Annotated in this window: 34 protein-coding genes; 21 read left to right on the top strand and 13 right to left on the bottom strand. The window is 63.0% G+C overall.

The genetic code is table 11. The features are described 5' to 3' along the window. The first annotated feature begins 54 nt into the window (after nucleotides 1-54). From rlmB to rplI, 7 genes are all read left to right on the top strand, one after another. Entirely contained in the window at nucleotides 55-804 is a 750-nt protein-coding gene (gene rlmB / locus JNO51_RS13195; protein WP_215777988.1) for a 23S rRNA (guanosine(2251)-2'-O)-methyltransferase RlmB, read from the top strand. 2 nt (nucleotides 805-806) lie between these two features. Continuing rightward, a complete protein-coding gene (locus JNO51_RS13190) occupies nucleotides 807-1,121 on the top strand; it encodes a metal-sensitive transcriptional regulator (RefSeq protein ID WP_215777986.1) in 315 nt (104 codons plus the stop codon). A gap of 9 nt (nucleotides 1,122-1,130) precedes the next feature. Further along, the gene (locus tag JNO51_RS13185; RefSeq protein ID WP_215777983.1) at nucleotides 1,131-1,334 is read left to right on the top strand and encodes a heavy-metal-associated domain-containing protein; all 204 of its coding nucleotides are present in this window, start codon (nucleotides 1,131-1,133) and stop codon (nucleotides 1,332-1,334) included. 165 nt (nucleotides 1,335-1,499) lie between these two features. Next, nucleotides 1,500-1,877, top strand: coding sequence for a 30S ribosomal protein S6 (gene rpsF / locus JNO51_RS13180; RefSeq protein WP_215777981.1), 378 nt, complete (start codon nucleotides 1,500-1,502; stop codon nucleotides 1,875-1,877). Between the two features lie 10 nt (nucleotides 1,878-1,887). Then, the gene (gene priB / locus JNO51_RS13175) at nucleotides 1,888-2,187 is read left to right on the top strand and encodes a primosomal replication protein N (protein ID WP_215777979.1); all 300 of its coding nucleotides are present in this window, start codon (nucleotides 1,888-1,890) and stop codon (nucleotides 2,185-2,187) included. Nucleotides 2,188-2,191: 4 nt separating this feature from the next. After that, nucleotides 2,192-2,419, top strand: coding sequence for a 30S ribosomal protein S18 (rpsR, locus tag JNO51_RS13170; RefSeq protein WP_133678808.1), 228 nt, complete (start codon nucleotides 2,192-2,194; stop codon nucleotides 2,417-2,419). Nucleotides 2,420-2,440: 21 nt separating this feature from the next. Then, nucleotides 2,441-2,890, top strand: coding sequence for a 50S ribosomal protein L9 (gene rplI / locus JNO51_RS13165; protein ID WP_215777977.1), 450 nt, complete (start codon nucleotides 2,441-2,443; stop codon nucleotides 2,888-2,890). 69 nt (nucleotides 2,891-2,959) lie between these two features. Here rplI and JNO51_RS13160 read toward each other — a convergent pair whose 3' ends face one another. From JNO51_RS13160 to purM, 10 genes are all read right to left on the bottom strand, one after another. Then, nucleotides 2,960-3,511: a hydrolase gene (locus JNO51_RS13160; protein WP_215777975.1), complete on the bottom strand. Its 552-nt coding sequence runs from the start codon at nucleotides 3,509-3,511 to the stop codon at nucleotides 2,960-2,962. 104 nt (nucleotides 3,512-3,615) lie between these two features. Continuing rightward, on the bottom strand, nucleotides 3,616-4,860 hold the full coding sequence (locus JNO51_RS13155) for a uracil-xanthine permease family protein (protein WP_215777973.1): 1,245 nt from the start codon (nucleotides 4,858-4,860) through the stop codon (nucleotides 3,616-3,618). Between the two features lie 61 nt (nucleotides 4,861-4,921). Next, nucleotides 4,922-5,560: a hypothetical protein gene (locus JNO51_RS13150; protein WP_215777971.1), complete on the bottom strand. Its 639-nt coding sequence runs from the start codon at nucleotides 5,558-5,560 to the stop codon at nucleotides 4,922-4,924. Between the two features lie 87 nt (nucleotides 5,561-5,647). Continuing rightward, nucleotides 5,648-6,280 carry a uracil phosphoribosyltransferase gene (upp, locus tag JNO51_RS13145; protein ID WP_215777968.1) on the bottom strand — a complete coding sequence of 211 codons (633 nt, stop codon included), beginning with the start codon at nucleotides 6,278-6,280 and terminating at the stop codon, nucleotides 5,648-5,650. 205 nt (nucleotides 6,281-6,485) lie between these two features. Next, nucleotides 6,486-6,803: a Grx4 family monothiol glutaredoxin gene (grxD, locus tag JNO51_RS13140; RefSeq protein WP_215777966.1), complete on the bottom strand. Its 318-nt coding sequence runs from the start codon at nucleotides 6,801-6,803 to the stop codon at nucleotides 6,486-6,488. A gap of 61 nt (nucleotides 6,804-6,864) precedes the next feature. Then, nucleotides 6,865-8,232 (bottom strand): chloride channel protein, encoded by a 1,368-nt coding sequence (locus JNO51_RS13135; protein ID WP_215777963.1) that lies wholly within the window; start codon nucleotides 8,230-8,232, stop codon nucleotides 6,865-6,867. A gap of 53 nt (nucleotides 8,233-8,285) precedes the next feature. After that, complete coding sequence (locus JNO51_RS13130) at nucleotides 8,286-9,539, bottom strand: RsmB/NOP family class I SAM-dependent RNA methyltransferase (protein ID WP_215782726.1); 1,254 nt, start codon at nucleotides 9,537-9,539, stop codon at nucleotides 8,286-8,288. Continuing rightward, nucleotides 9,539-10,582, bottom strand: coding sequence for a DUF3108 domain-containing protein (locus JNO51_RS13125; protein WP_215777961.1), 1,044 nt, complete (start codon nucleotides 10,580-10,582; stop codon nucleotides 9,539-9,541). Before JNO51_RS13125 ends, JNO51_RS13130 begins: the two co-directional genes overlap by 1 nt. Continuing rightward, the gene (purN, locus tag JNO51_RS13120) at nucleotides 10,579-11,217 is read right to left on the bottom strand and encodes a phosphoribosylglycinamide formyltransferase (protein ID WP_215777959.1); all 639 of its coding nucleotides are present in this window, start codon (nucleotides 11,215-11,217) and stop codon (nucleotides 10,579-10,581) included. The genes JNO51_RS13125 and purN overlap by 4 nt, the downstream gene beginning before the upstream one ends. A 72-nt stretch (nucleotides 11,218-11,289) precedes the next feature. Continuing rightward, nucleotides 11,290-12,354: a phosphoribosylformylglycinamidine cyclo-ligase gene (purM, locus tag JNO51_RS13115; protein WP_215777957.1), complete on the bottom strand. Its 1,065-nt coding sequence runs from the start codon at nucleotides 12,352-12,354 to the stop codon at nucleotides 11,290-11,292. Between the two features lie 182 nt (nucleotides 12,355-12,536). On the opposite strand from purM, the gene hda reads away from it, so the two are divergent. The 5 genes from hda to JNO51_RS13090 are packed head-to-tail and all read left to right on the top strand — an operon-like array spanning nucleotide 12,537 to nucleotide 16,114. After that, nucleotides 12,537-13,211, top strand: a complete 675-nt coding sequence (hda, locus tag JNO51_RS13110; protein WP_215777955.1) for a DnaA regulatory inactivator Hda — start codon at nucleotides 12,537-12,539, stop codon at nucleotides 13,209-13,211. Beyond that, a complete protein-coding gene (locus JNO51_RS13105; protein WP_215777953.1) occupies nucleotides 13,208-13,873 on the top strand; it encodes an HAD family phosphatase in 666 nt (221 codons plus the stop codon). Before hda ends, JNO51_RS13105 begins: the two co-directional genes overlap by 4 nt. Nucleotides 13,874-13,881: 8 nt before the next feature. Then, a complete protein-coding gene (locus tag JNO51_RS13100; RefSeq protein WP_215777950.1) occupies nucleotides 13,882-14,760 on the top strand; it encodes an ATP-binding protein in 879 nt (292 codons plus the stop codon). After that, the gene (locus tag JNO51_RS13095; RefSeq protein WP_215777948.1) at nucleotides 14,757-15,695 is read left to right on the top strand and encodes a Nudix family hydrolase; all 939 of its coding nucleotides are present in this window, start codon (nucleotides 14,757-14,759) and stop codon (nucleotides 15,693-15,695) included. The genes JNO51_RS13100 and JNO51_RS13095 overlap by 4 nt, the downstream gene beginning before the upstream one ends. Continuing rightward, on the top strand, nucleotides 15,692-16,114 hold the full coding sequence (locus tag JNO51_RS13090) for a hypothetical protein (RefSeq protein WP_215777946.1): 423 nt from the start codon (nucleotides 15,692-15,694) through the stop codon (nucleotides 16,112-16,114). Before JNO51_RS13095 ends, JNO51_RS13090 begins: the two co-directional genes overlap by 4 nt. 43 nt (nucleotides 16,115-16,157) lie before the next feature. Here the strand turns inward: JNO51_RS13090 and JNO51_RS13085 are convergent, their stop codons facing one another. From JNO51_RS13085 to JNO51_RS13075, 3 genes are read right to left on the bottom strand one after another with little or no spacing between them, the layout of a single operon-like run. After that, entirely contained in the window at nucleotides 16,158-16,316 is a 159-nt protein-coding gene (locus tag JNO51_RS13085) for a hypothetical protein (RefSeq protein WP_215777944.1), read from the bottom strand. 60 nt (nucleotides 16,317-16,376) lie between these two features. Then, nucleotides 16,377-17,282, bottom strand: a complete 906-nt coding sequence (ubiA, locus tag JNO51_RS13080; protein ID WP_215777941.1) for a 4-hydroxybenzoate octaprenyltransferase — start codon at nucleotides 17,280-17,282, stop codon at nucleotides 16,377-16,379. After that, the gene (locus tag JNO51_RS13075) at nucleotides 17,243-17,773 is read right to left on the bottom strand and encodes a chorismate lyase (RefSeq protein ID WP_252346086.1); all 531 of its coding nucleotides are present in this window, start codon (nucleotides 17,771-17,773) and stop codon (nucleotides 17,243-17,245) included. The genes ubiA and JNO51_RS13075 overlap by 40 nt, the downstream gene beginning before the upstream one ends. Before the next feature lie 81 nt (nucleotides 17,774-17,854). On the opposite strand from JNO51_RS13075, the gene JNO51_RS13070 reads away from it, so the two are divergent. The 9 genes from JNO51_RS13070 (at nucleotide 17,855) to JNO51_RS13030 (ending at nucleotide 24,436) form a co-directional block, all read left to right on the top strand. Continuing rightward, nucleotides 17,855-18,205, top strand: a complete 351-nt coding sequence (locus JNO51_RS13070; protein WP_215777936.1) for a CidA/LrgA family protein — start codon at nucleotides 17,855-17,857, stop codon at nucleotides 18,203-18,205. Then, nucleotides 18,202-18,909: an LrgB family protein gene (locus JNO51_RS13065; RefSeq protein ID WP_215777934.1), complete on the top strand. Its 708-nt coding sequence runs from the start codon at nucleotides 18,202-18,204 to the stop codon at nucleotides 18,907-18,909. Before JNO51_RS13070 ends, JNO51_RS13065 begins: the two co-directional genes overlap by 4 nt. 36 nt (nucleotides 18,910-18,945) lie before the next feature. Next, nucleotides 18,946-19,404 carry a histidine phosphatase family protein gene (locus JNO51_RS13060; protein ID WP_215777931.1) on the top strand — a complete coding sequence of 153 codons (459 nt, stop codon included), beginning with the start codon at nucleotides 18,946-18,948 and terminating at the stop codon, nucleotides 19,402-19,404. 18 nt (nucleotides 19,405-19,422) lie between these two features. Beyond that, a complete protein-coding gene (gene flgA, locus JNO51_RS13055; RefSeq protein ID WP_215777929.1) occupies nucleotides 19,423-20,100 on the top strand; it encodes a flagellar basal body P-ring formation chaperone FlgA in 678 nt (225 codons plus the stop codon). Between the two features lie 75 nt (nucleotides 20,101-20,175). Then, the gene (gene flgM, locus JNO51_RS13050; RefSeq protein WP_215777926.1) at nucleotides 20,176-20,472 is read left to right on the top strand and encodes a flagellar biosynthesis anti-sigma factor FlgM; all 297 of its coding nucleotides are present in this window, start codon (nucleotides 20,176-20,178) and stop codon (nucleotides 20,470-20,472) included. A 112-nt stretch (nucleotides 20,473-20,584) separates the two neighbouring features. Next, nucleotides 20,585-20,971, top strand: a complete 387-nt coding sequence (locus JNO51_RS13045) for a flagellar export chaperone FlgN (protein ID WP_252346085.1) — start codon at nucleotides 20,585-20,587, stop codon at nucleotides 20,969-20,971. Between the two features lie 64 nt (nucleotides 20,972-21,035). Further along, the gene (locus JNO51_RS13040; protein WP_215777920.1) at nucleotides 21,036-21,956 is read left to right on the top strand and encodes a CobD/CbiB family protein; all 921 of its coding nucleotides are present in this window, start codon (nucleotides 21,036-21,038) and stop codon (nucleotides 21,954-21,956) included. Between the two features lie 119 nt (nucleotides 21,957-22,075). Beyond that, the gene (locus JNO51_RS13035; protein WP_215777917.1) at nucleotides 22,076-23,395 is read left to right on the top strand and encodes a DEAD/DEAH box helicase; all 1,320 of its coding nucleotides are present in this window, start codon (nucleotides 22,076-22,078) and stop codon (nucleotides 23,393-23,395) included. A gap of 54 nt (nucleotides 23,396-23,449) precedes the next feature. Further along, on the top strand, nucleotides 23,450-24,436 hold the full coding sequence (locus JNO51_RS13030; protein ID WP_215777915.1) for a serine/threonine protein kinase: 987 nt from the start codon (nucleotides 23,450-23,452) through the stop codon (nucleotides 24,434-24,436). Nucleotides 24,437-24,460: the final 24 nt, after the last annotated feature.

Genomic DNA, 24,460 nt, shown 5'->3' with positions numbered 1-24,460 from the left:
GCATTCCCCGGCGCTGCGCGGTTAAATAGCCGCGAATCTTCATATGAGTAAATAATGAGCAACAAGCGCCTGATACACGGGTTTCATGCCGTGAATGCCCGTCTGTGGCAAAACCCCAAGAGTCTGATCGAGATCTATCTGGCCGGCGGCCGTCAGGATGAGCGCGCGCGCGCGGTGTCCGAGCGGGCGCAGTCGGAAGGGGTCAAGCTGCATGTGGTGGACAAGACCCGGCTGGACAGCCTGACCGGCAATGCCCGTCATCAGGGGGTCGCTGCCTGGATTGATGCCAGCCACCAGTTTGTCAGTGTCGAGGATGTGCTCGACAGTCTGCAGGAGCCGCCGCTGTTGCTGATCCTGGATGGCGTGACCGATCCGCATAATCTGGGTGCCTGCCTGCGGGTGGCGGACGCCATGGGCGCCCATGCGGTGATTGCGCCGAAAGATCGCGCCGCCAGCATCAATGCCACGGTGTCGAAGGTCGCCTGCGGCGCGGCCGAAACCATGCCCTACATCATGGTGACCAATCTGGCGCGCACGCTGCGTGATCTGAAGGATGCCGGCGTGTGGATCGCTGGCACCACCATGGAAGCCGATACCGATCTGTTCCATTTCGATCAGCGTGGTCCGCTGGCCTGGGTGATGGGCGCCGAGGGCGAGGGCATGCGCCGTCTGACGCGCGAACATTGCGATGTGCTGGTCTCGATTCCGATGTTCGGTACGGTGGAAAGTCTGAATGTATCGGTGTCGGCCGGTATGGTGCTGGCCGAGAGCCGTCGCCAGCGTGTGCTGGCGGCCGAGGGGTAAACATGAGTGAAGCCACGCACGACTGTGGTTGCTCGACCGGCGCGGACAAGTCGGTGGTGCAACCGGACAAGACCCGGCTGTTGCAGCGTCTGGCCCGCATCGAAGGTCAGGTGCGTGGGATCAGCGGCATGATCGCCGATGATCGTTATTGTGTGGATGTGCTGACCCAGGTGGCGGCGGTGAAATCGGCGCTGGATGCGGTGGCGATGCAATTGCTGGAAAACCATGTGCAGGGTTGTGTGGCACGTTCGTTCGGTACGGCCTCGGCGCAGGAGATGGCGGCCGAGCTGCTGGATGTGGTGAAGAAAATCAGATAGGAGCGGGCCATGAGCCAGCAAGTCTTGCAGGTGCAGGGAATGAGTTGCGGCGGTTGTGCCGCCAGCGTGGAAAAGGCGCTCAAGGCGCTGGACGGCGTCGAGGCGGTCGCGGTGGATCTGCCCAGCGGCCGGGTGACGGTTGAGCTGGCTGCTGAACTGGCACCGGCCCGTCTGGCCGATGCTGTGCGCGCGGCCGGCTTTGACGTTGCCTGAGTCAACGGGCGCGAATCAGACACCTTTTTAACCATTACCGGAAAAATCCCTCGTTTCATCAGGTATTTGCTTGCCTGGCGAGGGGTTTTTGCGTAGAATCGCCCGGTTTCTACCCTTGCTTTTCCACACGCATGGTGGAAGGGCTTTAATCCAAAAGGAGTTCACATGCGTCATTACGAGATTGTGTTCATCGTACATCCGGACCAAAGCGAACAGGTTCCGGCGATGATCGAACGCTACAAGGGCATGGTTGTCAGCGCTGGTGGCGTGATTCACCGTCTGGAAGACTGGGGCCGCCGTCAACTGGCTTACCCGATCCAGAAGCTGCACAAGGCTCACTATGTTCTGATGAACATCGAGTGCGCAACCGAAACCCTCGCTGAACTTGAACACGCATTCAAATTCAACGATGCGGTTCTGCGTCATCTGACCATCAAGATGGCTCATGCCGTGACTGAAGCTTCCCCGATGATGAAGGACGAGAAGGCCAAGAACCTGCTCGACGGTCAGCAATCGGCTGAAGAGGCTGAAGCCGCTGCCTGAGGCGGATGTTTTGCAGAATCACCTGGTATTGACCGCGACAGTCGAACGCGAAGAAGCACTGAGATACACCCCGGCCGGTCTTCCGGTGCTGGAAATGTGGCTCAGGCACCATTCGAAGCAGAATGAAGCAGGCTTCGAGCGGGATGTGACCTGTGAAATCCAGGCCGTCCTGATCGGCAAACAGGCGCCGCTCCATGCGGGCAAGCTGGCCGGCAACACGGTGACACTCACCGGTTTCCTCAGTCAGCGCAGTCTGAAAAATCCGCGGTTGGTACTGCATATCGAATACGTTGAATTTGTAAAAGGTTAGACAAATGGCACGTCAACTCTTCAAGCGCAAGAAGTTCTGCCGCTTCACGGCAGAAGGCATCAAGGAAATCGACTACAAGTCGGTTGAACTGCTGAAGGATTTCATCGCCGAAAACGGCAAGATCATCCCGGCTCGCATCACCGGCACCAAGGCCCGCTACCAGCGTCAGCTGACCACCGCGATCAAGCGTGCTCGCTTCCTGGCGTTCCTGCCGTACACCGATCAGCACTAATCCGGGAAAGGAACAGACAAGATGCAAGTAATTCTGCTCGAAAAAGTAGCCAACCTGGGTCAACTGGGCGATGTCGTCAAGGTCAAGGACGGCTACGGCCGTAACTTCCTGATCCCGCAAGGCAAGGCCAAGCGTGCAACGGAAGCCAACCTGAAAGAGTTCGAAGCTCGTCGCGCCGAACTCGAAGCCAAGCAAGCTCAGATCCTGGCTGATGCCAAGGTTCGTGGCGAAAAGCTGGAAGGCGCTGTTGTCACCATCGAACAAAAGGCCGGTGTTGATGGCCGCCTGTTCGGCTCGGTGACCAACGTTGACATCGCTGAAGCGGTTACCGCTTTCGGCGTTGAAATCAAGCGTCACGAAGTTCGCCTGCCGAACGGCCCGCTGAAGGCCATCGGCGAATACGAACTGGAAATCGCCCTGCACCACGACGTGGTTGCACCGATCAAGATCGTGGTTTCGGCTCTGGCCTGATCCTCGTCTGATCGCATGAAAAAGGCTGCCTGAGGGCAGCCTTTTTTCTTTTCTGCGCCGATCCATTGCTCAGGGCTGTTCCCCCTGCAGATAGGTCTTGCTGGCGGCCTTGAAGGCATCGGTACCGGCCTGCTGCAGGATTTCAAACAGCACCATCTCACGCGTCACGATCTGGGCTCCTGCCTGGCGCAGCCGTTCCAGTGCCAGCTGGTGATCGGCTGCATGGCGGCTGCCGATGGCATCTGCCACCACGAAGACCTGCTTGTCCAGGCGCAGCAGATCCATGGCGGTTTGCAGCACGCAGACATGACTTTCCATACCACACAGGATGAAGTGCCGTTGCCGCAGGGCATGGTCCGGCAGGCAGCCGGCGGCGATGCAGGAGAAGTGCAGCTTGTCGACCACGCTGGCGTCCGGGGCCAGGGCCAGCAAGGCCGGCAGCGTCTGTCCGAGACCGCGCGGATATTGCTCGGAGAAGACAATCGGCAGCTGGTGGTCATGGCAGGCGCCGATCAGCCAGGCCAGGCGGCGTTCGAGCAGGGGGGCGTCGAGGATGGCGGGGAGCAGTTTTTCCTGTACATCGATGACCAGCAGAACAGCGTGTTGCTTGTCGAGCAGCATGGTAGGGCTCCTGAGCGGTGAATGCCAGAATCATACCCTGCGCATCAGGGGCCAGCCAGCTGCTCAGCGGAAGAAAAGGCCGGGGGTCGTCCCGGCCTGTCTTGTCAGAGATCCTGCCCTTCCGGAATCCCCTCATGACTGGGGGCATGTTTGGGCAGAATCAGGTTCAGGATCAGTGCCAGCAGCGAGCACAGGCCGACACCGGCCAGACCAAGGTTGCCGATTTTCAGTTCCAGGCCACCGATGCCGGCGGTGAGTACCACCGAGATGATCACCAGATTGCGTGGTTCCATCAGGTCGACCTTGGCTTCGATCAGGGTTTTCAGACCAATCGAGGCGATGGTGCCGAACAGCAGCACCATGATGCCGCCCATGACCGGCATCGGGATCGACTGCAGCAGTGCGTTGAACTTGCCGAAGAAGGCCATGGCGATGGCAAACAGGGCAGCCCAGGTCATGGTGACCGGATTGAAGTTGCGGGTAATCATGACCGCGCCGGTGACTTCGGCATAGGTGGTGACCGGCGGGCCGCCGATCAGACCGGCCAGACAGACGCCCAGGCCGTCACCGAACAGCGTGCGGTGCAGGCCGGGATGCTTGGTGTAGTCCTTGCCGGTGACACCACCGATGGCCATCACGCCGCCAATATGTTCGATGGCCGGCGCAATGGCGACCGGCAGCATGAACAAGGCGGCCGCCCAGTTGACCTGCGGGGTGATGAAGTGCGGTACGGCAAACCACGGTGCTGCGGCGATTTTGGCCAGATCCACCTGACCCATGAACACGGCGCACAGGTAGCCGACGCTGACCCCGGCCAGGATCGGCACCAGGCGGAACATGCCGCGGGCAAACAGCGACACCACGATGGTGGTGGCCAGCGAGATGCCGGCCAGCAGCAGGGCCGTGTGGTAATCCATGACCTGTGCGCCGCCGGCACGGCCCATGGCCATGTTCGAGGCGGCTCCGGCGACGGACAGGCCGATGATCATGATGACCGGGCCGATGACCACCGGGGGCAGCAGCCGATTGACCATCTCGATGCCGCGCCAGCGGATCAGTGCGGCGAACAGGAAGTACATGAAGCCGGCACAGAACAGGCCGAACAGGGTCGATGGCATGCCCCAGGTGTGGGCCGAGTAGATGATCGGTCCGATGAAGGCAAAGGAGGAGCCGAGGAAAATCGGTACCTGGCGCCGGGTGCAGAGCTGGAACAGCAAAGTACCGATGCCGCCGCCCAGCAGGGCCATGGCGGGGTTCAGACCGGTCAGCAGCGGCACCAGAACCAGCGCGCCGAAGGCGACGAACAGGATCTGGGCGCCGGAGACGGCTAACTTCAGTTGTTGGAACATGGGCGATCTCTCTTGTCGGGATAGTGATAATGGGGGCGCCGTTCCGGCGCCATGTTGTCCTTCATGCGGTGCAGTACATGATGGCCTGGGCAATGATGTTGTTCTGTCCGGCTGCCAGGGTGCTGTGCTGGCGGAAGGTCTGCACCATCTGCCGTACCCGCTGGTAGGTGTCGTAATTGGGCAGTGCCTGATAGGCAATGTCCACCTGCAGCCGTGCCGCCAGACGCTTGATAGTGGTCGGCTTGATGCAGACATGCTCGAACGGCTGGCTGTAGGCCAGGAAGCAGGTCACGACCGGCCACTTGGCCGGGTTGGCGTTGTGGTCGTGGCGGCAGAGCTGCAGCACCTCGACGAAATCGGCAAAGCTGCCCGGTCCGAAGTGATGCAGCAGGGCATGCAGACTGTGCAGGAAGGGCCGGTGTACGTCGCTGAAGGCCAGATAATTGCGCATGGCCATCTTTTCGAAGGTGCTGACCGTGGTGCTGCGACCGATGATCTGGCGGCAGGTGTCGATCAGACCGGCCAGATCATCCTTCGCCAGGGCAGCGGCCATGGCGGGTTCGGCCAGGCCTTCGGCGCACAGCCGCATGACGTTGTTGACACTCTTGTGCTTCTTGCCGAGCGTCAGCCAGTCCGGGTCGGACAGGCCGCCGGGAAAGCGCAGCAGAAAATCATGGTCGATCTGTTGCCAGGCATTCATGGCTGTTTCCTCTGGTGTGGCGTTTCGGCAGGTTGCAAAAAAGCCGCTTGGCCAAAAGGGGCAAGCGGCGTGGTGTCGGATGTCATGTCAGGCGTGCTTGGTGCCGAAGATCTTGTCGCCGGCATCGCCCAGACCCGGGATGATGTAGCCGACTTCATTCAGGTGGCTGTCGAGCGAGGCCGAATAGATCTGCACGTCCGGGTGGGCGCTGTTGACGACTTTCACCCCTTCCGGTGCCGCTACCATGACCACGGCCTTGATGTGCTTGCAGCCCTTGCGCTTGAGCAGGTCGATGGTGGCGACCATCGAGCCGCCGGTGGCCAGCATCGGGTCGATGATCAGGGCGATGCGCTCGTCCAGGCTGTCGACGAACTTGTCGAAGTAGGGAACCGGTTCCAGGGTTTCTTCGTTGCGGTACAGGCCGACGACGCTGATCTTGGCCGACGGCACCAGATCGAGTACGCCGTCGAGCATGCCGAGGCCGGCACGCAGGATGGGCACGACGGTCACTTTCTTGCCCTTGATCTGTTGCACCTCGATCGGGCCGCACCAGCCCTCGATGGTGACCGTTTCCAGTTCGAAGTCGCGGGTGGCTTCGTAGGCGAGCAGACGCGCCAGCTCCTGAGTCAGCTGACGGAATTTCATGGTGCTGATTTCGCCCTCGCGCAGCAGGCCGAGTTTGTGCTGGATCAGCGGGTGATTGACGACGGTGATGTTCATGCTGGGTCCCAAACCTTGTGAAAAAGCTGTTTTTCCACGGCTGCGACCGGTGAAAAACAGCTTTTCATACGTCAACGGCAGCTTTCGCTGCCGCTCGGTGCGGGTGTCGCGCTGCCGGCCGGTTTCGGTGAACCGCGGCGCTTTTCTGACACTGACGCAGGTATGGGAGCGTATTCTAGCACGGTCTGTCGTGCCAGACCATGCCTCAGCCGGCAAATTCCTTCAGCAGGCTTTGCAGCTCTCCGTTCTGGTACATTTCGGCCATGATGTCCGACCCGCCGATGAACTCGCCCTTGACGTACAGTTGCGGGATGGTCGGCCAGTTGGAGAATTCCTTGATGCCCTGACGCACGTCCGGGTCAGCCAGGACATCCACCGTGAGGAATTTGGCGACGCCACAGGCCTTGATCAACTGTACGGCGCGGGAGGAGAAACCGCATTGCGGAAACTGGGCCGAGCCCTTCATGTAGAGTACGACCGGATTGTCAGTAACGGTTTGCTGAATGTGTTGCTGGGTGTCCATGGCTGGGCTCCTGATGATGAGGGCATGCGGGATTAATACCCGACTGATCTGATTGGGTATTTTACGCGGCGCGCCGCGCCTGGTCAATTTGTGCTTCTTGCTGCCGGACCTTGCGCAGCAGCATATTGCCCAGTTCACCGTACAGCGCCTTGCGGCAGATGAAGCGCGACAGGTTGGCGGCAATCAGTGCCGCGGCCATCAGCGGGATGATCATGCTGGAGGAGTCGCTCATTTCCATCACGATGACGAAGCCGGTCATCGGCGCCTGGGTCATGCCGGAGAAGAAAGCCACCATGCCCAGCAGGATGATGGCGGTCTGCGGCAGATCCGGCATCAGCGACGCCAGATTAAGTCCGATACCTGCACCAACCGCCAGCGAAGGCGCCAGCGTGCCGCCCGGTGCGCCGCTGATGAAGCTGATCAGCATGGTCAGCCACTTGAGGGGACCATAGGCCTCCAGGCCGTCACCGCCTTGCAGGATGATTTCGCGCGCGCGCCAGTAGCCGGTACCGAAGGTGATGCCATGGGCCAGAATGCCGATGACGGCAATCAGCAGGCCGCACAGCATGGCAAACAGGATCGGGTGCTCCGCGCGCAGACGGTTGAGCGGGGTCGGCAGATGACTGGCCAGCTTGAGCATGACCTTGGCGGTCAGGCCGCCGAGCAGCCCCCCGGCGATGCCGCAGACCGGCAGGGCAACCCAGCCCTGGTGCAGGTCGATCGTGACCGAGGTGATGCCGAAGTAGTTGTAATTGCCTTCCAGACTCATGGCGGTCAGACCGGCAATGATCACCGACAGCAGAATGGTCGAGGTGGCCCGCTGGTCGAAGGCATGGCTCATCTCTTCAATGGCGAACACGATGCCGGCCAGCGGCGCATTGAAGGCGGCGGCGACGCTGGCGGCGCCGCCGGCCAGGATCAGACTGCGCGAGGTCCCCTCGTTCTTGATCGCGGAGGCCCGGTTCAGGCTGTACTTGATGGCAGCCCCGACCTGCACGATCGGGCCCTCGTAGCCGAAGGTGGCGCCGGAGGAAATACCGATCAGGGTCAGCAGGATCTGACCGAAGGCGGCCTTGATGGTCAGGATGCGCTCGCGCAGCGCCAGGGTGCCGGGATGTAGCGAGGCAATGGCCTGCGGAATGCCGCCGCCGACGGCCCCGGCAAAGTAGCGATTGAGCAGGAGCACCGACAGCCCCAGGCCGCAGGGGGTAATCAGCAGCGACCAGTAGGGCGAGTGGGCGTAGGCGGCTTCGAACAGGCTGTGCGCCAGTTTGCTGCCGCTCGAAAAGATGAAAGCGGTAATGCCGATCAGCACGGCCGCCAGCCAGATCGGGGAACGTCGTCGCCACAGGGCTGTCGACAGGACAAAGTGGCGCAGACGCCGACTTATCTGTTGTCTGAGCAGTCCGGCAACGTGCTGATCTGGCATGCGGCTATCGTCCTTTTTTGAAAAATTCGAATTATCTAATATTCAATCTTAGGTCATTTGCCCTCTTTTGCCAATACCACGGCGAAGAAACCGTCCATATTGTCACGTGCCGGATTGATGCTGAGCGTGTCTTGCATTGCCAGCGGGATTTTCTGCTCGGCGAGGATCTCTGATGCCGGAATAATAGAATATTCCGTATGAGTAGAAAGGAAGCTGTCGACGATCTGCTGGTTTTCTTGTGGCAGCAGGCTGCAGGTCGCATAGACCAATCGTCCGCCCTGGCGTACCAGGCGGCTGGCGCTGGTCAGGATCGAAAGCTGCTGCTCGTTCAGCGCGGCCACCGATTCCGGCGTCTGGCGGAACTTCAGATCCGGGTTGCGGCGCAGGGTGCCGAGACCGGAGCAGGGGGCATCGACCAGCACGCGATCCAGCTTGCCGGCCAGGCGCTTGATACGGGCGTCGTTTTCATTGGCAATCAGCTGCGGGTGAACGTTGGACAGGCCGGAGCGGGCCAGGCGCGGCTTGAGATTGGCCAGACGCTTTTCCGCGATATCGAAAGCATACAGCCGGCCGGTGGAGGCCATCTGTGCGCCCAGCAGCAGGGTTTTGCCACCGGCGCCGGCGCAGAAATCGGCCACCATCTCGCCGCGGCGGGCACCGACCATCAGGCCGAGGATCTGGCTGCCTTCGTCCTGTACCTCGATGGCACCGCTCTTGAAAAGCTCCAGCTTGTTGAGTGCCGGCTTGCCTTCGACACGAATGCCGATCGGCGAATAGGGCGTGGCCACCGCCTTGATGCCGGCTTCATCCAGTCGGCTCAGCGCCTCGTCGCGCTTCATCTTGAGCAGATTGACGCGCAGATCCAGCGGCGCACTTTGCATCATGGCGCGGCCCAGTGCCATCACGGCTTCCGGGCTTTGGTCTTCCAGGCGGTCGATCACCCATTGCGGCAGCTCGGCCTGGATGGCCAGATCGTCCGGCAGGGTGCGGGCCTTGAAGGTGGAGAGCCACTCTGCCTCGTTGTTCTTCAGGGTACTGCCGAATTCTTTCAGATTGAGGCCGCGCACCCGGGCCAGGGTGGCCAGGGCCAGGCGGCGCGCGGTGATACGATCCGGTTCGATCAGCGCCCGCAGCTGGCTCAGCCGGCGCAGGCAGGCGAAGGCGGTTTCGGCAATCAGGTGGCGATCCTGCGCGCCGAGCGATTTGTTCTGGTAGAAGTAATTCGACAGAACCGCGTCGGCCGGTCGATCAAAGGCCAGCATCTGGCCGATAACGTTTTCAATATGTCCCAGTTGGGCGGCGTGAATCATTTGTCGTGCTTTCTCGGTGTGGGTTTGGGCAGGTGCCACTCGCTGTTGTCGTCAATGACAATGTCGGTGACCCGCATGTCCAGTTTCATTCTAGTGTCCGAACGGATGATCCGGACGGGTTGATTGGCGAAATCCGGCGCCAGCCAGAATTCGGTGGTGTCGTCGCTGCCGCTGGCGCGGAAAACCAGCGCATGGATCTTGCCGAAGCCGGTATCGAAATCGGCCTGGCCGACCGCGGTCAGCGGATATTGGTAAACCTTCTTGCCGGTGGTGATCTGCACCGATTCGCCATCCGACCCTTTCAGCGCCAACTGGTAAATCAGGCTGAAAATATCCTGCGCCCCCTTTTGCAGGGCGACTTGCTGGCGATTGTCCTCGCCGTAATCCAGTATCAGCCCGTCCCAGTCGAAATGCGCGTGTTCGCGCGCATCGTCGTTGCGGAAGGCCTGGTAATCGATGGGCTTGAGCCCGTGCCTGCTGATCACCCCGCTCGAGCGATAGCGCAGCGTGGGGCCGAAAATCGGCCGGATGCGGCTTTCCAGCACATAGTGGTTGCCGCTGCGCTGCCAGTCGATGATCGCCACCCCGGCCATCAGGGCACCATAGAAGACCTGGTAGTGCAGTTGGGCGACCTTGGGGAAGCGCGGCAGGGCGTGCTCCGGACTCAGGATGGCATTCCGGCTGTCCTCCTGCGGGGCGGAGGCCTCCTGCTGCGGCAGCCTGCTCGCGACGTCGGAGGCAACCGCCGCCGGGCTACTGCTGGCCTGGTCGCTGCCCGGCCGCTTCTTGAGCGGGCGTTGCCCGTGGCCGGGCAGGGCGGCCACGCTCATGGTGCCTTTCTCTTCTTTTTTGGCTGCGGGGGCGGGGGGCGCTGGTGCCGGGTCCAGTTGCATGGCCTGCAGGCGGATGCTGATCGGATCGAGCTTGCTGTCCGGCGGCGGGGCGAAGGAGGGCAGCCAGCCGGAGCCCAGCAGTGCCAGATGCAGCAGCACCGAGACCAGCAGGGCCAGCAGCAGGGCCTGTCGCTGCAGACGCTTCATCCGCGCGGATTCACCAGCGCATCGCCACCGCGATCCGCCTCCTCGTGCAGGTAGACACGCCCCTGTTGCCATTGCAGGCGCCCTGCGGCAAACCAGCCAATGACCTGGGGATACAGCCGGTGCTCCTGCTGCAGCACGCGGGCCGCCAGACGGCTTTCGTCATCATCCGGCAGGACGGGGACGGCCGCCTGGGCCACGATCGGCCCGTGGTCCAGCTCTGCTGTGACGAAATGCACCGTACAGCCGGCCAGCTTGCAGCCGGCCTCAATGGCGCGCTGGTGCGTGTGCAGGCCGGTGAAGGCCGGCAGCAGCGACGGGTGGATGTTGAGCATGCGTCCTTCGTAATGACGGGTGAACGCCGGGGTCAGGATGCGCATGAAGCCGGCCAGTACCACCAGGTCGGGGTGGTGGCGGTCGATTTCCTGCGCCAGGGCGCTGTCGAAGGCTTCGCGCGAGTCAAATTGCTTGTGATCCACGACGCCGGTGGCAATGCCATGCTCGCGGGCGAAGGCCAGGCCGGCCGCCTCCGCCCGGTTGGACAGGACGGCGGCAATGTGCACGCCGGGCAGCCGGGCGCGCACGATGGCCTCCATATTGGAGCCGCGACCGGAAATCAGGATGACGATGTTTTTCATGTGTGTTCGCCTGGCTGTGCCAAAAAATAACGGCGCCGCGGGGACGATCCGCGGCGCCGTGACGGACGGAGCTTAGCTTACCCGGGTCTGATGCTCGGCGCCATCCCGCTGGCGGATCTTGCCGATGGTATAAACCGTTTCACCCTGCTGTGCCAGCAGCGCACTGGCCTCGGCCGCATGCTCCGGCGCCACGATGACCACCATGCCGATGCCGCAGTTGAAGGTACGGTACATTTCCTGCGCGTCGACACCACCCTGCTGCTGCAGCCACTGGAACAGCGGCGGCAACGGCCAGCTGGCGGCATCGATTTCCGCGACCACCCCTTCCGGCAGGACGCGCGGGGTGTTCTCGGTAATGCCGCCACCGGTGATGTGGGCCATGCCCTTGACCGGCAGCTGCTGCATCAGCGCCAGCAACGGCTTGACGTAGATGCGGGTCGGGGCGATGACGGTGTCGCGCAGCGACTTGCCGTCGGCAAACGGCGCGTCCAGATCCGGCGCGGCGCGCTCGATGATCTTGCGGATCAGCGAGTAGCCGTTGGAGTGGGCGCCATTGGACGCCAGGCCCAGCACCACATCGCCCGGGCGGATACTGCGGCCGGTGATGATGGCCGCTTTTTCCACCACGCCGACGGCAAAGCCGGCCAGGTCATACTCGCCGACCGGGTACATGCCGGGCATTTCCGCGGTCTCGCCGCCGATCAGCGCACAGCCAGCCTGTTCGCAACCGGCTGCAATGCCCTTGACCACTTCCGTGGCCTGCGCGACGTCCAGCTTGCCGCAGGCAAAGTAGTCGAGGAAGAACAGCGGTTCAGCGCCCTGCACCAGAATGTCGTTGACGCTCATGGCCACCAGATCGATGCCCACGGTGTCATGGCGCTGCCAGTCAAAGGCCAGCTTCAGTTTGGTGCCGACGCCGTCGGTACCGGAAACCAGTACCGGCTCGCGGTACTTTTTGGAGATTTCCACCAGTGCGCCGAAACCGCCGATACCGCCGAGCACTTCCGGACGCATGGTGCGCTTGGCGTAGGGCTTGATGTTTTCGACCAGCGCGTCGCCGGCATCGATATCAACACCGGCATCGCGATAACTGAGGGACGTGGGATTCAAGATCTGCTCGCTTTCTTCACGTGACATAGTTTGACGTCGAGCTTTTATCTGCACAAAAGCCGCTGTATTTTAACCGAATTTTCCTCCTTTGGCTGGTCAATCGACTGTCATGAGACAGGGCGGGCAGCGGACAAAAAAACGAGGTTTCGCCCAAGCCCCGGTTCAGCGTAAAATCAGACCCTGAACTTTTCTTTCGCACGCCCAAGATTTTGGATCAGCTCGTACTGGATTTAGCCCCTGTTCCCCTGCCGGTTTTCGATACTTTCGTCGCCGAGCGCAACCGGGAAGTGATCTCTGCCCTGACCGACCCGGGCAGCGAACGCTTCATCTATTTGTGGGGCGATGCCGGCAGCGGCAAGACGCACCTGCTGCAGGCCTGGATTGCCCATGCCGAGACGCTGGGGCGTTCCTCCATCTATCTCGACGCCAAGCTGGAGCGCCTGCCGGACTTCGCCCGCGAGGCCAGCTTCATCGCCGTCGACCATATCGATGACCTGGATCCGGATGATCAGATCACCCTGTTCTCGATCTACAACTCGCTGAAAGATGCCGGCAGCGGTTACCTGCTGATGGCCGGGCGCAAGCCGCCGCTGGCGCTGGCCGTGCGCGATGACCTGCGCACCCGGCTGGGCTGGGGCCTGGTGTTCGAGGTCAAGGCGCTGTCCGACGAGGAAAAACTGGCTGCCCTGCATGCCCACGCCGCCAAGCGGCAGCTGGCGGTAGCCGACGATGTGTTCCGCTATCTGCTGACCCACTGGCGGCGCGACCTGTCCAGCCTGATCTCGATGCTCGACATGCTCGATCGCTACTCGCTGGCCATGCGCCGGCCGATTACCGTGCCGCTGGTCAAAAACGTTTTGCAAACCACCAGAGCCCAACCATGAATCTCGCGATTTTCGATCTCGACAATACCCTGATTGCCGGTGACTCCGAGGCCGAGTGGCCGCGTTTCATGCTCAAGCGCGGACTGCTGCCGCCGGCGCACCTGGAAAAGAGCGAGGCGTATTACCAGCAGTACCTGGCCGGAACACTCAACCTGCAGGAAGCACTCAACCACCAGCTGGCGCACCTGGCGGACTTCCCGCGCAGCGAGCTGGATGCCCTGCATGCCGAATACATGGCCGAGCACATCCTGCCGATCATTCCGGACAAGGCGCGCCAGTTGCTGGCGGCACACCGGGCGCAGGGCGATCTGGTGCTGATCATTACCGCGACCAACCGCTTCCTCACGGCGCCGATTGCCGCCGAACTGGGCGTCGAGCACCTGATTGCCATCGAGCTGGAACAGGATTCGGCCGGCAATTTCACTGGTCGTTCCGAAGGCGTGCTGAGCTTCCAGGAGGGCAAGATCACCCGCCTGCATGCCTGGCTGGCCGAGCGCGGCGAACAGCTGGCGCAGTACGACAAGACCTTCTTCTACAGTGACTCCAAGAACGATCTGCCCCTGTTGTCGCTGGTGAGCCACCCGGTGGCAGTGGATCCGGACCCGGTACTGCGTGCCCATGCCGAGGCGCATGACTGGCCCGTCGTCTCGCTGCGCGACTGAGGCGGCCCATGGACAAGCTCGAAGCCTTGCTGGTGCGCGCCGAGACCGTGCTGTCGCGGCTGGAGACCCTGTTGCCGCCGGCACCGCAGGCCCCGGACTGGACCGCCCCGGCCTTCGTCTGGCGCCGTCAGGGCGCGGCGGGCTGGCTGGCGCCGATTCATGAGCCCCACACCCTGTTGCCCGGGCAGTTGACCCATGTCGAACGGCAGCGCGAGCAGCTGATCCAGAACACGCGCCAGTTCGTGCGCGGCCGGCCGGCCAATAATGTGCTGCTGACCGGGGCGCGCGGCACCGGCAAGACCTCGCTGATCAAGACCCTGCTGCCGCTGTTCGCCGACCAGGGGCTGCGCCTGATCGAGGTCGACAAGGATCATCTCGCCGATCTGCCGATGATGGTCGATCTGGTGGCCGGGCGACCCGAGCGCTTCATCCTGTTTTGCGATGACCTCTCCTTCGAGGCCGGCGATGATGGCTACAAGGCGCTCAAGGTGGCGCTCGATGGCGGAATTGCCCGCCGGGCGGCCAACCTGCTGGTGTATGCCACCTCCAACCGGCGCCACCTGCTGCCGGAGCGTCAGGCCGACAATCTCGATACTCACGCCCGCGATGGCGAGATCCATCCCGGCGAAGCCATTGAGGAAAAGATCTCGCTGTCGGATCGCTTCGGCCTGTGGCTGTCGTTTTATCCCTTTGATCAGCAGGCGTACCTGGATGCCGTCCGTGGCTGGCTGGCGCATTTTGCCGTCGAATTCGATGCCGTGGCCGAACGGGCAGCGCTGCAATGGTCCCTCACCCGTGGCGGCCGTTCCGGGCGTGTGGCCTGGCAGTTTGCCTGCGACTGGGCCGGGCGCAGCAAGAAAGAACGCAAGGTATGGCAGGCGACATGACCTCCCCAAAAATCATTGAAGTGGTGGCCGGGGTTCTGACCCGGCCCGATGGCAGCTATATGCTCGGCAGCCGCCCGGAGGGCAAACCCTATGCGGGTTACTGGGAATTCCCCGGCGGCAAGGTCGAGCCGGGCGAAAGCTTCGAGCAGGCGCTGGCGCGCGAGCTGGCAGAAGAAATGGGCATCCGCATGACGCGGGCCAGTTACTGGCAGACGCGCGAGCACCACTATGAACATGCCTCGGTCAGGCTGCGCTTTTTCCGTGTCTGGGACTGGCAGGGCGAGCCGCGTCCGCTGGAGGGGCAGCAGTTTGCCTGGATGGCGCCGGGCACCGTGACGGTCGAGCCGATGCTGCCGGCCAATGGCCCGATCATCAAGGCCCTGTCCCTGCCATTCGACTATGCCATCACCTGTGCCCATCTGGTGGGCGAGGACGCCATTCTGCACCGGCTGAGTGCGCCGGATGCCCCGCGCCTGGTGCAGGTGCGCGAGCCGGAGATGAGCCTGCCGGCGCTGCGGCGCTTCACCGAGGCGGTGGCGCAGCGGGTGCATGGCTATGGGGGGCGTGTGCTGGTCAATGCCGATCCGGCACAGCTGGCTGGGTGGCCGATTGATGGTGTGCACCTCACGGCGGCACGCCTGCAGGCCTGTCATGCCCGGCCTGACTTCCCCTGGGTCGGTGCCTCCGTGCATCAGGCCGCTGAGCTGCAGCAGGCCGGTGAGCTCGGTCTGGACTATGCGCTGCTGGGACATGTGCTGCCGACGCCGAGCCACCCCGGCGCGCCGGGGCTGGGCTGGACTGGTTTCAGCCAGATGCTGGCGGTCGGTGCGCCCCTGCCGGTGTATGCGCTTGGCGGGCTGAACGCGGCGGACCTGGCGCTGGCGCAGGCGCATGGCGCGCACGGCGTGGCCCTGATGCGGGGCGCCTGGTCATGAACCGCCGCCAGTGGCTGCTGCTCGCGCTGGCCTTGCTGGCGCTGGGCATCGTCAAGCTGGTGGTGCTGCGCTGGTATTGGCAGTCCGGACAGGACAAGTCCGTGGCACAGACCTTGCCCTGTGCGGCAGGGGCGACCTCCTGTGCTTTGCCGGGCGGCGGCACCCTGCGCTTTTTCGGTCCGATCGTGGTGGGGCAGTCCTTTGTCATCGAACTGACCGGGGTCGGCGGCGAGGAGCCGGCAGCGGAATTCAGCATGCAAAGCATGGACATGGGATTCAACCGCTACCGCTTCGTACGCAGCGCCACGGGGTGGCGCGCGCGGGCGACCCTGCCGGTCTGTGTTACCGGGCGCCGCGACTGGCAGATGGTCTTGCTGCTGAACGGGCAGCGCTACCGCCTGCCCCTGCAGGTGAAATGACAACAGGCGCCGAGGCGCCTGTTGTCGTCTGAAGTCCACCGGTTTATGCGGCGGAGGCCTTCTTCTTCATGTGCATCTGTTTCTTGTGCATGGGCTTGTGCTGTTTTTCCATCTGTTTCATGTCCTTCGGGGCCGAGGCGTCGGCGGCAAAAGCCGGCGCGGCGACGGCGCACGCCAGTAGCAGGGCAACAACGGTTTTCATGGGCGGTTCCTGTCTGTGCGGGGTTGTCAGAGGTCGCGAGCAGGGAAGGGCCTCGGCAGCTTATCGGCTCAGGTAGTCCAGGACGATGGCGACAAACAGCACCAGACCGACACGGTTGTTATCCAGGAAAGCCTTGAAGCAGCGCTGCCGGTCACGCCCCTTGATCTCGCGGTACTGAAGCATAATCAGGAATGCGGATACAAGTATCCCGGCATAAAAGACCAGGCCGAACTGCCACTGGCGGCCGAGCCAGCTCATCAGGACCAGAAACACGGCGTGGCACAGCATGACCGCCTCGGCATCGAAACGGCCAAAGGTAATGGCCGAGGTCTTGATGCCGATTTTCAGATCGTCCGGTTTGTCGGCCATGGCATAGGCCGTGTCGTAGGCCACCACCCAGAAAGCCGTCGCCAGCATCATCAGCCAGGCCAGCAGCGGGACATGGTTGCCGATGGCGGCAAAGGCCATGGGGATGCCAAAGGAAAAGGCGATGCCCAGATAGGCCTGCGGCAGCGGGAAGAAACGCTTGGTATAGGGGTAACTGGCGGCCACCAGCACCGCCGGCACGCTCAACAGCAGGGTGAGCCGGTTGAGCGGCAGGATCAGCAGCAGGGACAGCAGCGCCAGGCCGCCAGCCAGCAGCAAGGCCTCCTTGCCACTGACCGCCTTGCGTGCAAAGGGACGCCCGCTGGTGCGCGCCACCAGGGCATCGAAATCACGGTCGGCATAATCGTTGATGACACAGCCCGCCGAGCGCATCAGCAAGGTGCCCAGACAGAAGATCAGCAGAACCGGCAGCGTCGGGTGGCCGGCCGAGGCAATCCAGATGGCCCACAACGTCGGCCAAAGCAGCAGCAGGGTGCCGATGGGCTTGTCCAGACGCATCAGTTGGCTGTAGATGGTCAGCCTGTCGCGCAGCGCTGTCGTCACAGGAAGGTCTCCAAGACCGGCAGAAAGGCCTCGCATACATTCAGGGCGGCGCCATCGAGCAGAAAAGTGGAGCGTCGGGCGGCATAGCGCGGCGCCTCTTCCATATCCTGGCCGCGCACCAGCGCAAACAGCGGGTGGCCGGGCTGCAGCTCACGATAGCGCAGGGGTTGACGTATAATCGCGCTGTCCTGACTGAACAGCGTCAGGCCGAGCGAGCGGCTGCCGCGCTGCAGGATCGGCTCCCAGACCGGGCAACCGGGGCGGATGATGCTGCGCGCCACGACGACACAAACGCCATCCAGCGTCAGGGCGACATGCCGGGCGCTGAGCGGGCTGCCGGCGGCCGCGCCGACCAGGTCGGCCTCGTCGGAGGCGGCCACCGAAGGCCCCTGATACAGTACGCGCACGGCAAACTCGCGACCGGTGGCCATCAGTCGTTCCGTCAGGGAGGTGCTGTCCGTCAGCCATGGCTGCAGCAGCGCAGAGGTGTGGGGCGGCGTGGCCGCCCAGTGTGTATCGGCAAACATGGCGCACATTATGCCAAACGTAAACCCTGCTGTCCCGTGGCCCGACGACACGGCAGACAGATCATCCTGTGGAGACCCGCCATGCTCAATGCCCTGATCTGGCTGCTGGGCTACCAGATCGCCGGCGAGGCGCTGGCCCGCCTGCTGTCCCTGCCGGTGCCCGGTCCGGTGCTGGGCATGCTGCTGCTGTTTCTGACACTGTGCCTGCGCCGCGGCATTCCGGATGACCTGCGCAGCACCGTACCGGGCCTGCTGCGCCATCTGTCGATGCTGTTCATTCCCGCCGGGGTCGGGGTCATGCTCTGGCGCAGTCAGCTGGCGCCGCTGGCCTGGCAGTTGCTGGCCGTCGTGCTGCTGGCCACCCTGTTGACCTGGCTGGCCAGCGCCGGCCTGCTGCATGCCTTGCTGCGCAGAAAGGCCAGACAGCCATGAACGCAGCCCTGCTGGCCGTCCGCCACTCCCCGCTGACCGGCCTGTTCCTGACCCTGCTGGCTTATCGGCTGGCCATCCTGCTCAACCGGCGCTGCCATGGCCATCCCCTCACCAATACGGTGCTGGTCGGTGTCCTGCTGGTGATGCTGGTGCTCTGGGCAACTGGCATCCGCTACGAGGAGTACATGGCGGGCGGACGTTTCATTCACCTCCTGCTCGGCCCGGCAACCGTGGCGCTGGCCGTGCCGCTGTATGACAACCTGCACCACCTCAAGCGCCATGCCGCCGTGTTGGGGCTGGCGCTGCTGGGCGGCGGGGCAGTCGGCATTCTCTCCGGCGGTTTGCTGGGCAAGCTGCTGGGACTGCCCCGGCCCATCCTGTTGTCCCTGCTGCCGCGCTCGGCCACCACCCCCATCGCCATGGGCATTGCCGAACAGATTGGCGGCATCCCCTCGGTGGCGGCCGCCGGTGTCATCCTGACCGGCATCCTCGGCGCTGCCTTGCTCGGTCCCTTGCGGCAGCGCTTTCCACGGCTGGACGACATGACGCTTGGGTTTGCCACCGGTGTGGCGGCGCACGGCGTCGGCACCGCCAGAGCGCTGCAGTTGTCGGAGACCGCTGGCGCCTTCGCCGGCCTGGCCATGGGGTTGAACGGTTTGTGGACAGCGGTGCTGGTGCCTCTGATTTGCAGTATGCTGAAGTAATAACCAACGCTTTGAATGTCATGCAGAGAGGGACTCATGGATTTGATCCTGTGGCGTCACGCCGACGCCGAAGAAGGCTCTGACGATTTGTCGCGGGCCCTGACCCGCAAGGGCCAGCAGCAAGGGCGCAGCATGGCGGCCTGGCTGGGGCGTCGTCTGCCGCAAGACTATGTGGTGCTGGCGTCAGAGGCCAAGCGCTCACGCCAGACGGCGGCCTTTCTCAGCAAGGGGTTCGAGACCGAGGCGGCCCTGAACCCCGGTGCCGCCATGGAAGACGTGCTGGCGGTGCTGGATCAGTACCATCATGTCGACACGGTGGTGCTGGTCGGCCATCAGCCTTATCTGGGCCGCCTGGCCGCCCGGCTGATGTCCGGCGATCCGCAGTACTGGAACATCAAGAAGGGGGCCATCTGGTGGCTGGGCCTGCGTCATCAGGCCGGTGGCGATCCGGTCCGCCTGAAAGCCATGATCACCCCGGGGATGCTCGACGACTGATTGCGTTACAATGTCGGCATGAAGCGGATTTTTCTCATGATGCTGGCGCTGTGCCTGACAGTGCCGGCACTGGCTGCGAATCAGAATCTGACCTTGCTGGAGCAGATGGCGCGCAGCTATGTGCAGGGCGAACTGAGTCAGCGTCCCCAGGCCACCTTCCGTCTCGGCAGGCTGGACCGCCGTCTGGCTCTGCCGGCCTGCCCCGCCCCTCAGGTGGCATGGGCCGATGGTGCCGTGCCAGGCGGCAACACCTATATCGATCTCTATTGCCTGGCACCGGCCTGGCGTCTGCGCCTGCCGGTCGCCATCAACGAGACCGTGCTCGGCCTGGTGCTGACCCGGCCTGTCAGGGCCGGCGACACGCTGGAACCGGGCGATGTGCGCCAGGCGCCGCTACCGGATGCCGCCATGGCGCGTGATGTACTGTCGGACCCCGCCCAGGTCGTTGGTCAGAGCATGACCAGCGGTGCTGCCGCCGGGATCTGGCTGCGTAATTTCATGGTGCGCCCGCCATTTGTTGTGAAAATGAATCAGCGTGTGAGAGTGGTTGTCAGTGGTGACGGATTCAGCGTGGAGGCCGAGGGGGTCGCCATCGCCAATGGCCGCGCGGGTGACGTCGTGACGGTGCGCATGCCCAACGGACAGTTGTTGCGCGGCGTGGCGGGACAAGATGGTGTAGTAAGCTTATCTAATTAAAATAATTTCTCATGTTACGCATATTTGAGACGATAATACAGGTAACCGTGGAGTCTTGAAGGAAGGGACCCAATCATGAAAATCGATCAATCGGGTAATATCCAGGATCTTTATCCGGCGCAGAACAAGCCGGCCAAGCGCAAGCAGGACACTGAATCGTCCAGCTCCAGTGCGCCGTCGTCTCAGGTTGCCATCAACCCGCTGGCCAGCCAGATCAATGAGGTTGCCCAGAACATGGCGACCGAGCCGTCTTTTGATATGGCCAAGGTCGAATCCATCAAGAGTGCGATCGCTGCCGGCAACTTCAAGATCAACGCTGAGGATATTGCCGACGGGCTGATTAATTCGACCAGGCAGTTGCTGGCGGGCTGAGACGCGCGCATGACAGCCTGATATATGGATGGTTATGGCGGATATTGAATTGTTTGCCAGATTTTGCCGGGACGAAACCGAACAGGTGTCCCGGCTAATTGCATTTCTGGAAATGGAACAACAGGCCCTGTTGGCCGGCGAGGTGCTGAAGCTGGAGCAGCTGGCCGATGACAAGAGCCGGGCGCTGGATCAACTGGCGCAACTGAGCCAGCAGCGTCAGCAATGGATGCAGACCCAGGGGCTGACCAGCCCGCAGGCGGTGCATGAATGGCTGACTTCGCGGCCGGCACTGTGTGATGCCTGGTTTCAGCTCGAGGGCGCGATCAAGCGCGCCGTGGTGCTGAACGAATTTAACGGCCAGCAGATCAATCAGGGGCTGCACCGTGCCCGGGAGGGGCTGAATGTCCTCAAGAGCGCGGCGGCGTCGATGATGTCCTACGGGCCGGATGGCGCCCAGGCGCAAGTACCGATCGGTGGCCGTCACCTTGGTTCGGCCTGACAAGTGATTGCCGGGTGGTAGTTGTGGTATCTTCCAGTTGGGCCTGAACAACCTTCCAAAAACAATGACCCTGCTATCACTGATCTTCGCACTGGGGCTCGAGCAGATTCGCCCGCTCGGCAACCGCAACCGCGTCTGGCTGCTGTTCATTCGATTCGCCAATCATCTCGAGCGAAATCTGAATGCCGGCGCCAACCGGCATGGCGTCTTTGCCTGGCTGCTGGCCATTGTGCCGGCGATGCTGCTGAGCATTGTCATTTATTACGGACTGAAAGCCATCAGTCCGGTGCTGGCCTTGTGCTGGAACGTTTTCGTGCTGTACCTGACGATGGGGTTCCGCCACTTCTCCAGTGCGTTTTCCGATATTTCCCTGGCGCTGGCCGAGGGGCGTGATCTGGATGCCAGGGTCGCCCTGTCGCGCTGGACCGGGCAACCGAGCGCCGAGCTGTCCGTCAACGAGATCGCCCGCCTGTCGATCGAGCAGGGCGTCATGGACAGCTATCGTTTCGTGTTCGGGACCATGTTCTGGTTCGTACTGCTGCCGGGACCTTCCGGCGCGCTGATGTATCGCCTGAGCCAGATGCTGTACCAGAAGTGGGGCAATCGTCCGCAGGCGGAAGACCGCTTCGGGCAGTTTGCCGACCGGGCTGCCAGCTGGCTGGACTGGCTGCCTGTGCGTCTGACCGCCGCCAGTTTCGCCGTGATGGGCGATTTTGAAGATGCGGTGTACTGCTGGCGCTCCCAGGCCAAAGCCTGGGGTCATTACGCCAACGGTATCCTGCTGGCGTCCGCAGCCGGTGCCCTCGGCATCCGGCTGGGTGACCCGCTGAAGCAGGACTATACGGTCAAGTTCCGGCCGGAACTCGGTCTCGGCGATGAAGCCGATCCGAACTATCTGCGTAGTGCCGTCGGGTTGATCTGGCGCTCCGCCCTGTTGTGGTTACTGGTCATCCTGCTCATGAGCGTGGCCAGCCTGCTGGGCTGAGAGATCGCGCCGACCCCCTGCGCCGCCCCGAAGGGCGGCGTTGGCATTCTTGCCCCTTGCGGGTGTGATGTACAGTGCCGTCGCTGGCACTGCTGAAGAATTATCAGTGGAGATTTCACATGTCTTTTTCCGAACTTGGCCTGTCGCCGGAGCTGCTCCGTGCCATCGGCGAGCAGGGCTATAACGAGCCCACCCCGATCCAGGCCAAGGCCATCCCGTTGGTGTTGACCGGCCGCGACATGCTGGCTGCCGCACAAACCGGTACCGGCAAGACCGCCGCCTTCATGCTGCCGATCCTGGAGCGCCTGAAGAAATACGCCAATGCCAGCGCCTCGCCGGCCATGCACCCGGTGCGCGCCCTGATTCTGTCGCCGACGCGCGAGCTGGCTGACCAGATCGGCGTCAACGTCAAGGCCTACACCCGTTATCTGCCGCTGCGCGCCACCACCATCTTCGGCGGCATCAATATGGATCCCCAGGTGGCCGAACTGCGGCGCGGGGTCGAGATCCTCATCGCCACCCCGGGGCGCCTGCTGGACCACGTTTCGCAAAAAACCGTGCAGCTGAACAAAGTCGATGTGCTGGTGCTGGACGAAGGCGACCGCATGCTCGACATGGGCTTCATCCAGGACATCCGCAAGATCATGGCCTTGCTGCCGCGTGAACGGCAGACCCTGCTGTTCTCCGCCACCTTCGCGCCGGAAATCAAGAAGCTGGCCGAAGACTTCATGCGAGACCCGCAGGTGGTCGAAGTCGCGCGCCAGAACTCGACCAATGAAGACGTCGAGCAACTGGTCTATGCCGCGGATGGCTGGCAGAAGCGCAAGCTGCTGTCGCACCTGATCCGCAATCGCGACATGGGCCAGGTCATTGTCTTCTGCAAGACCAAGCTCAGCGCCGATCAGCTTGCCCGTGACCTCAAGCGCGACGGTCATGCCGCCGAAGCCATTCACGGCGACAAGGCCCAGGCAGCCCGACTGGAAACCCTGTCTGCCTTCAAGGAAGGCAGCATCAAGGTGCTGGTGGCGACCGATGTCGCTGCCCGCGGTCTGGACATCACCGAACTGCCCTATGTGGTCAACTTCGAGCTGCCCAACGCCCCGGAAGACTACGTGCACCGCATTGGCCGTACCGGTCGTGCCGGTGCCTCCGGCGTTGCCATCTCGCTGATGTCCCAGGAAGAAAGCCGTCAGCTCGAGGCGATCAACAAGCTGATCCGCAAGAACCTGGAAGCGCAGGCGGTGGATGGCTTCTGGCCCTCCTGGATGCCGCGCCCGGTGGTGGAAGCCCCGGTGGCACCGACGGCCGCCGCCCTGACCGGTGCCCCGGAAGGGATCAAGCAGCCCAAGGCCGTTCGCCGTGGTCGCGGCAAGCAACAGCGTGAAATCCCGGCATTGCTGCTGCCGCCGCGCTACAAGGTCAACGCCCCTGCCCGCTGAGCATTCTGACCGGCATTTCCCTGCCATGGGTCGCAATCCGATATACTGCGACCCATGGAACCCTCTGCGCCGCCCTTTGCCGGGCTGACTCCCGATACCCTGCTCGACGCCGTCGAGACCCTGGGCCTGCGCCCTGATGGCAGCCTGCTGGCGCTCAACAGCTACGAAAACCGTGTCTATCAGATCGGCATGGACGAAGGGCCGCCACTGGTCGCCAAGTTCTACCGGCCCGAACGCTGGACCGAGACACAAATCCTCGAAGAGCATGCCTTCGTGGCCGCCCTGGCCGGGCTGGAAATCCCGGTTGTCCCCGCGCTGGACTTTGCCGGGCACACCCTGCACCGGCACGCTGACTACCGTTTTGCCCTGTTTCCGCGTCGCGGCGGTCGCATGCCGGATTTCGACCAGGCCGACACCCTGATGTGGATGGGCCGCTTCATGGGGCGCATTCATGCGCTTGGCGCCAGCCAGCCCTACCAGCACCGTCCTGCCCTGAATATCGAGACCTTCGGCGAAGAACCGCTGGCCTGGCTGATGGCGCATGACTGGCTGCCGGCCGAGTTGCGCGAGGTGTATCAGGGCGTGGCCCGACAGGCCCTGGATGGCGTGCGGCGCTGCTTTGACCGCGCCGGCGCGGTACGCAGCATCCGTCTGCATGGCGATTGTCATGCCGGCAATGTGCTCTGGACCGATGACGGTCCGCACTTCGTCGATTTCGATGACAGCCGCAGCGGTCCGGCGGTACAGGACCTGTGGATGCTGTTGTCCGGCGAGCGGTCAGACCAGGTGCGCCAGCTGGCCGATCTGCTGGCCGGCTATGAGGACTTCTGCGAATTCGATACCCGCGAGCTCTATCTCATCGAAGCGCTGCGCACCCTGCGCCTGATGCATTACAGCGCCTGGCTGGCACGGCGCTGGCATGACCCGGCCTTTCCCGCCGCCTTCCCCTGGTTCGGCAGCCAACGCTACTGGCAGGATCGTATCCTTGAGCTGCGCGAGCAGATCGCCCTGATGGACGAGCCTCCCCTCTGGCCGGTCTGATCCTGCCGACGAAAAAAAGCCCGG

Origin of the sequence: Paludibacterium sp. B53371 (assembly GCF_018802765.1) — a bacterium.
Lineage (GTDB): Bacteria > Pseudomonadota > Gammaproteobacteria > Burkholderiales > Chromobacteriaceae > Paludibacterium.
This window is presented reverse-complemented; position numbering and strand designations above follow the sequence as displayed.

Excerpts from the sequence above, each read along its gene's own strand:
- rplI (WP_215777977.1), top strand. The coding sequence starts at position 2,441 with ATGCAAGTAATTCTGCTCGAAAAAGTAGCCAACCTGGGTCAACTGGGC.
- JNO51_RS13045 (WP_252346085.1), top strand. The coding sequence starts at position 20,585 with ATGGAACAACAGGCCCTGTTGGCCGGCGAGGTGCTGAAGCTGGAGCAG.
- JNO51_RS13060 (WP_215777931.1), top strand. The coding sequence starts at position 18,946 with ATGGATTTGATCCTGTGGCGTCACGCCGACGCCGAAGAAGGCTCTGAC.
- JNO51_RS13090 (WP_215777946.1), top strand. The coding sequence starts at position 15,692 with ATGAACCGCCGCCAGTGGCTGCTGCTCGCGCTGGCCTTGCTGGCGCTG.
- purN (WP_215777959.1), bottom strand. The coding sequence starts at position 11,217 with ATGAAAAACATCGTCATCCTGATTTCCGGTCGCGGCTCCAATATGGAG.
- JNO51_RS13070 (WP_215777936.1), top strand. The coding sequence starts at position 17,855 with ATGCTCAATGCCCTGATCTGGCTGCTGGGCTACCAGATCGCCGGCGAG.
- rpsR (WP_133678808.1), top strand. The coding sequence starts at position 2,192 with ATGGCACGTCAACTCTTCAAGCGCAAGAAGTTCTGCCGCTTCACGGCA.
- JNO51_RS13135 (WP_215777963.1), bottom strand. The coding sequence starts at position 8,232 with ATGCCAGATCAGCACGTTGCCGGACTGCTCAGACAACAGATAAGTCGG.
- JNO51_RS13160 (WP_215777975.1), bottom strand. The coding sequence starts at position 3,511 with ATGCTGCTCGACAAGCAACACGCTGTTCTGCTGGTCATCGATGTACAG.
- JNO51_RS13190 (WP_215777986.1), top strand. The coding sequence starts at position 807 with ATGAGTGAAGCCACGCACGACTGTGGTTGCTCGACCGGCGCGGACAAG.
- JNO51_RS13040 (WP_215777920.1), top strand. The coding sequence starts at position 21,036 with ATGACCCTGCTATCACTGATCTTCGCACTGGGGCTCGAGCAGATTCGC.
- rlmB (WP_215777988.1), top strand. The coding sequence starts at position 55 with ATGAGCAACAAGCGCCTGATACACGGGTTTCATGCCGTGAATGCCCGT.
- JNO51_RS13035 (WP_215777917.1), top strand. The coding sequence starts at position 22,076 with ATGTCTTTTTCCGAACTTGGCCTGTCGCCGGAGCTGCTCCGTGCCATC.
- JNO51_RS13085 (WP_215777944.1), bottom strand. The coding sequence starts at position 16,316 with ATGAAAACCGTTGTTGCCCTGCTACTGGCGTGCGCCGTCGCCGCGCCG.
- JNO51_RS13155 (WP_215777973.1), bottom strand. The coding sequence starts at position 4,860 with ATGTTCCAACAACTGAAGTTAGCCGTCTCCGGCGCCCAGATCCTGTTC.
- upp (WP_215777968.1), bottom strand. The coding sequence starts at position 6,280 with ATGAACATCACCGTCGTCAATCACCCGCTGATCCAGCACAAACTCGGC.
- rpsF (WP_215777981.1), top strand. The coding sequence starts at position 1,500 with ATGCGTCATTACGAGATTGTGTTCATCGTACATCCGGACCAAAGCGAA.
- JNO51_RS13095 (WP_215777948.1), top strand. The coding sequence starts at position 14,757 with ATGACCTCCCCAAAAATCATTGAAGTGGTGGCCGGGGTTCTGACCCGG.
- JNO51_RS13125 (WP_215777961.1), bottom strand. The coding sequence starts at position 10,582 with ATGAAGCGTCTGCAGCGACAGGCCCTGCTGCTGGCCCTGCTGGTCTCG.
- JNO51_RS13185 (WP_215777983.1), top strand. The coding sequence starts at position 1,131 with ATGAGCCAGCAAGTCTTGCAGGTGCAGGGAATGAGTTGCGGCGGTTGT.
- flgA (WP_215777929.1), top strand. The coding sequence starts at position 19,423 with ATGAAGCGGATTTTTCTCATGATGCTGGCGCTGTGCCTGACAGTGCCG.
- purM (WP_215777957.1), bottom strand. The coding sequence starts at position 12,354 with ATGTCACGTGAAGAAAGCGAGCAGATCTTGAATCCCACGTCCCTCAGT.
- JNO51_RS13150 (WP_215777971.1), bottom strand. The coding sequence starts at position 5,560 with ATGAATGCCTGGCAACAGATCGACCATGATTTTCTGCTGCGCTTTCCC.
- JNO51_RS13105 (WP_215777953.1), top strand. The coding sequence starts at position 13,208 with ATGAATCTCGCGATTTTCGATCTCGACAATACCCTGATTGCCGGTGAC.
- JNO51_RS13030 (WP_215777915.1), top strand. The coding sequence starts at position 23,450 with ATGGAACCCTCTGCGCCGCCCTTTGCCGGGCTGACTCCCGATACCCTG.
- JNO51_RS13075 (WP_252346086.1), bottom strand. The coding sequence starts at position 17,773 with ATGTTTGCCGATACACACTGGGCGGCCACGCCGCCCCACACCTCTGCG.
- JNO51_RS13100 (WP_215777950.1), top strand. The coding sequence starts at position 13,882 with ATGGACAAGCTCGAAGCCTTGCTGGTGCGCGCCGAGACCGTGCTGTCG.
- flgM (WP_215777926.1), top strand. The coding sequence starts at position 20,176 with ATGAAAATCGATCAATCGGGTAATATCCAGGATCTTTATCCGGCGCAG.
- ubiA (WP_215777941.1), bottom strand. The coding sequence starts at position 17,282 with ATGCGAGGCCTTTCTGCCGGTCTTGGAGACCTTCCTGTGACGACAGCG.
- grxD (WP_215777966.1), bottom strand. The coding sequence starts at position 6,803 with ATGGACACCCAGCAACACATTCAGCAAACCGTTACTGACAATCCGGTC.
- JNO51_RS13065 (WP_215777934.1), top strand. The coding sequence starts at position 18,202 with ATGAACGCAGCCCTGCTGGCCGTCCGCCACTCCCCGCTGACCGGCCTG.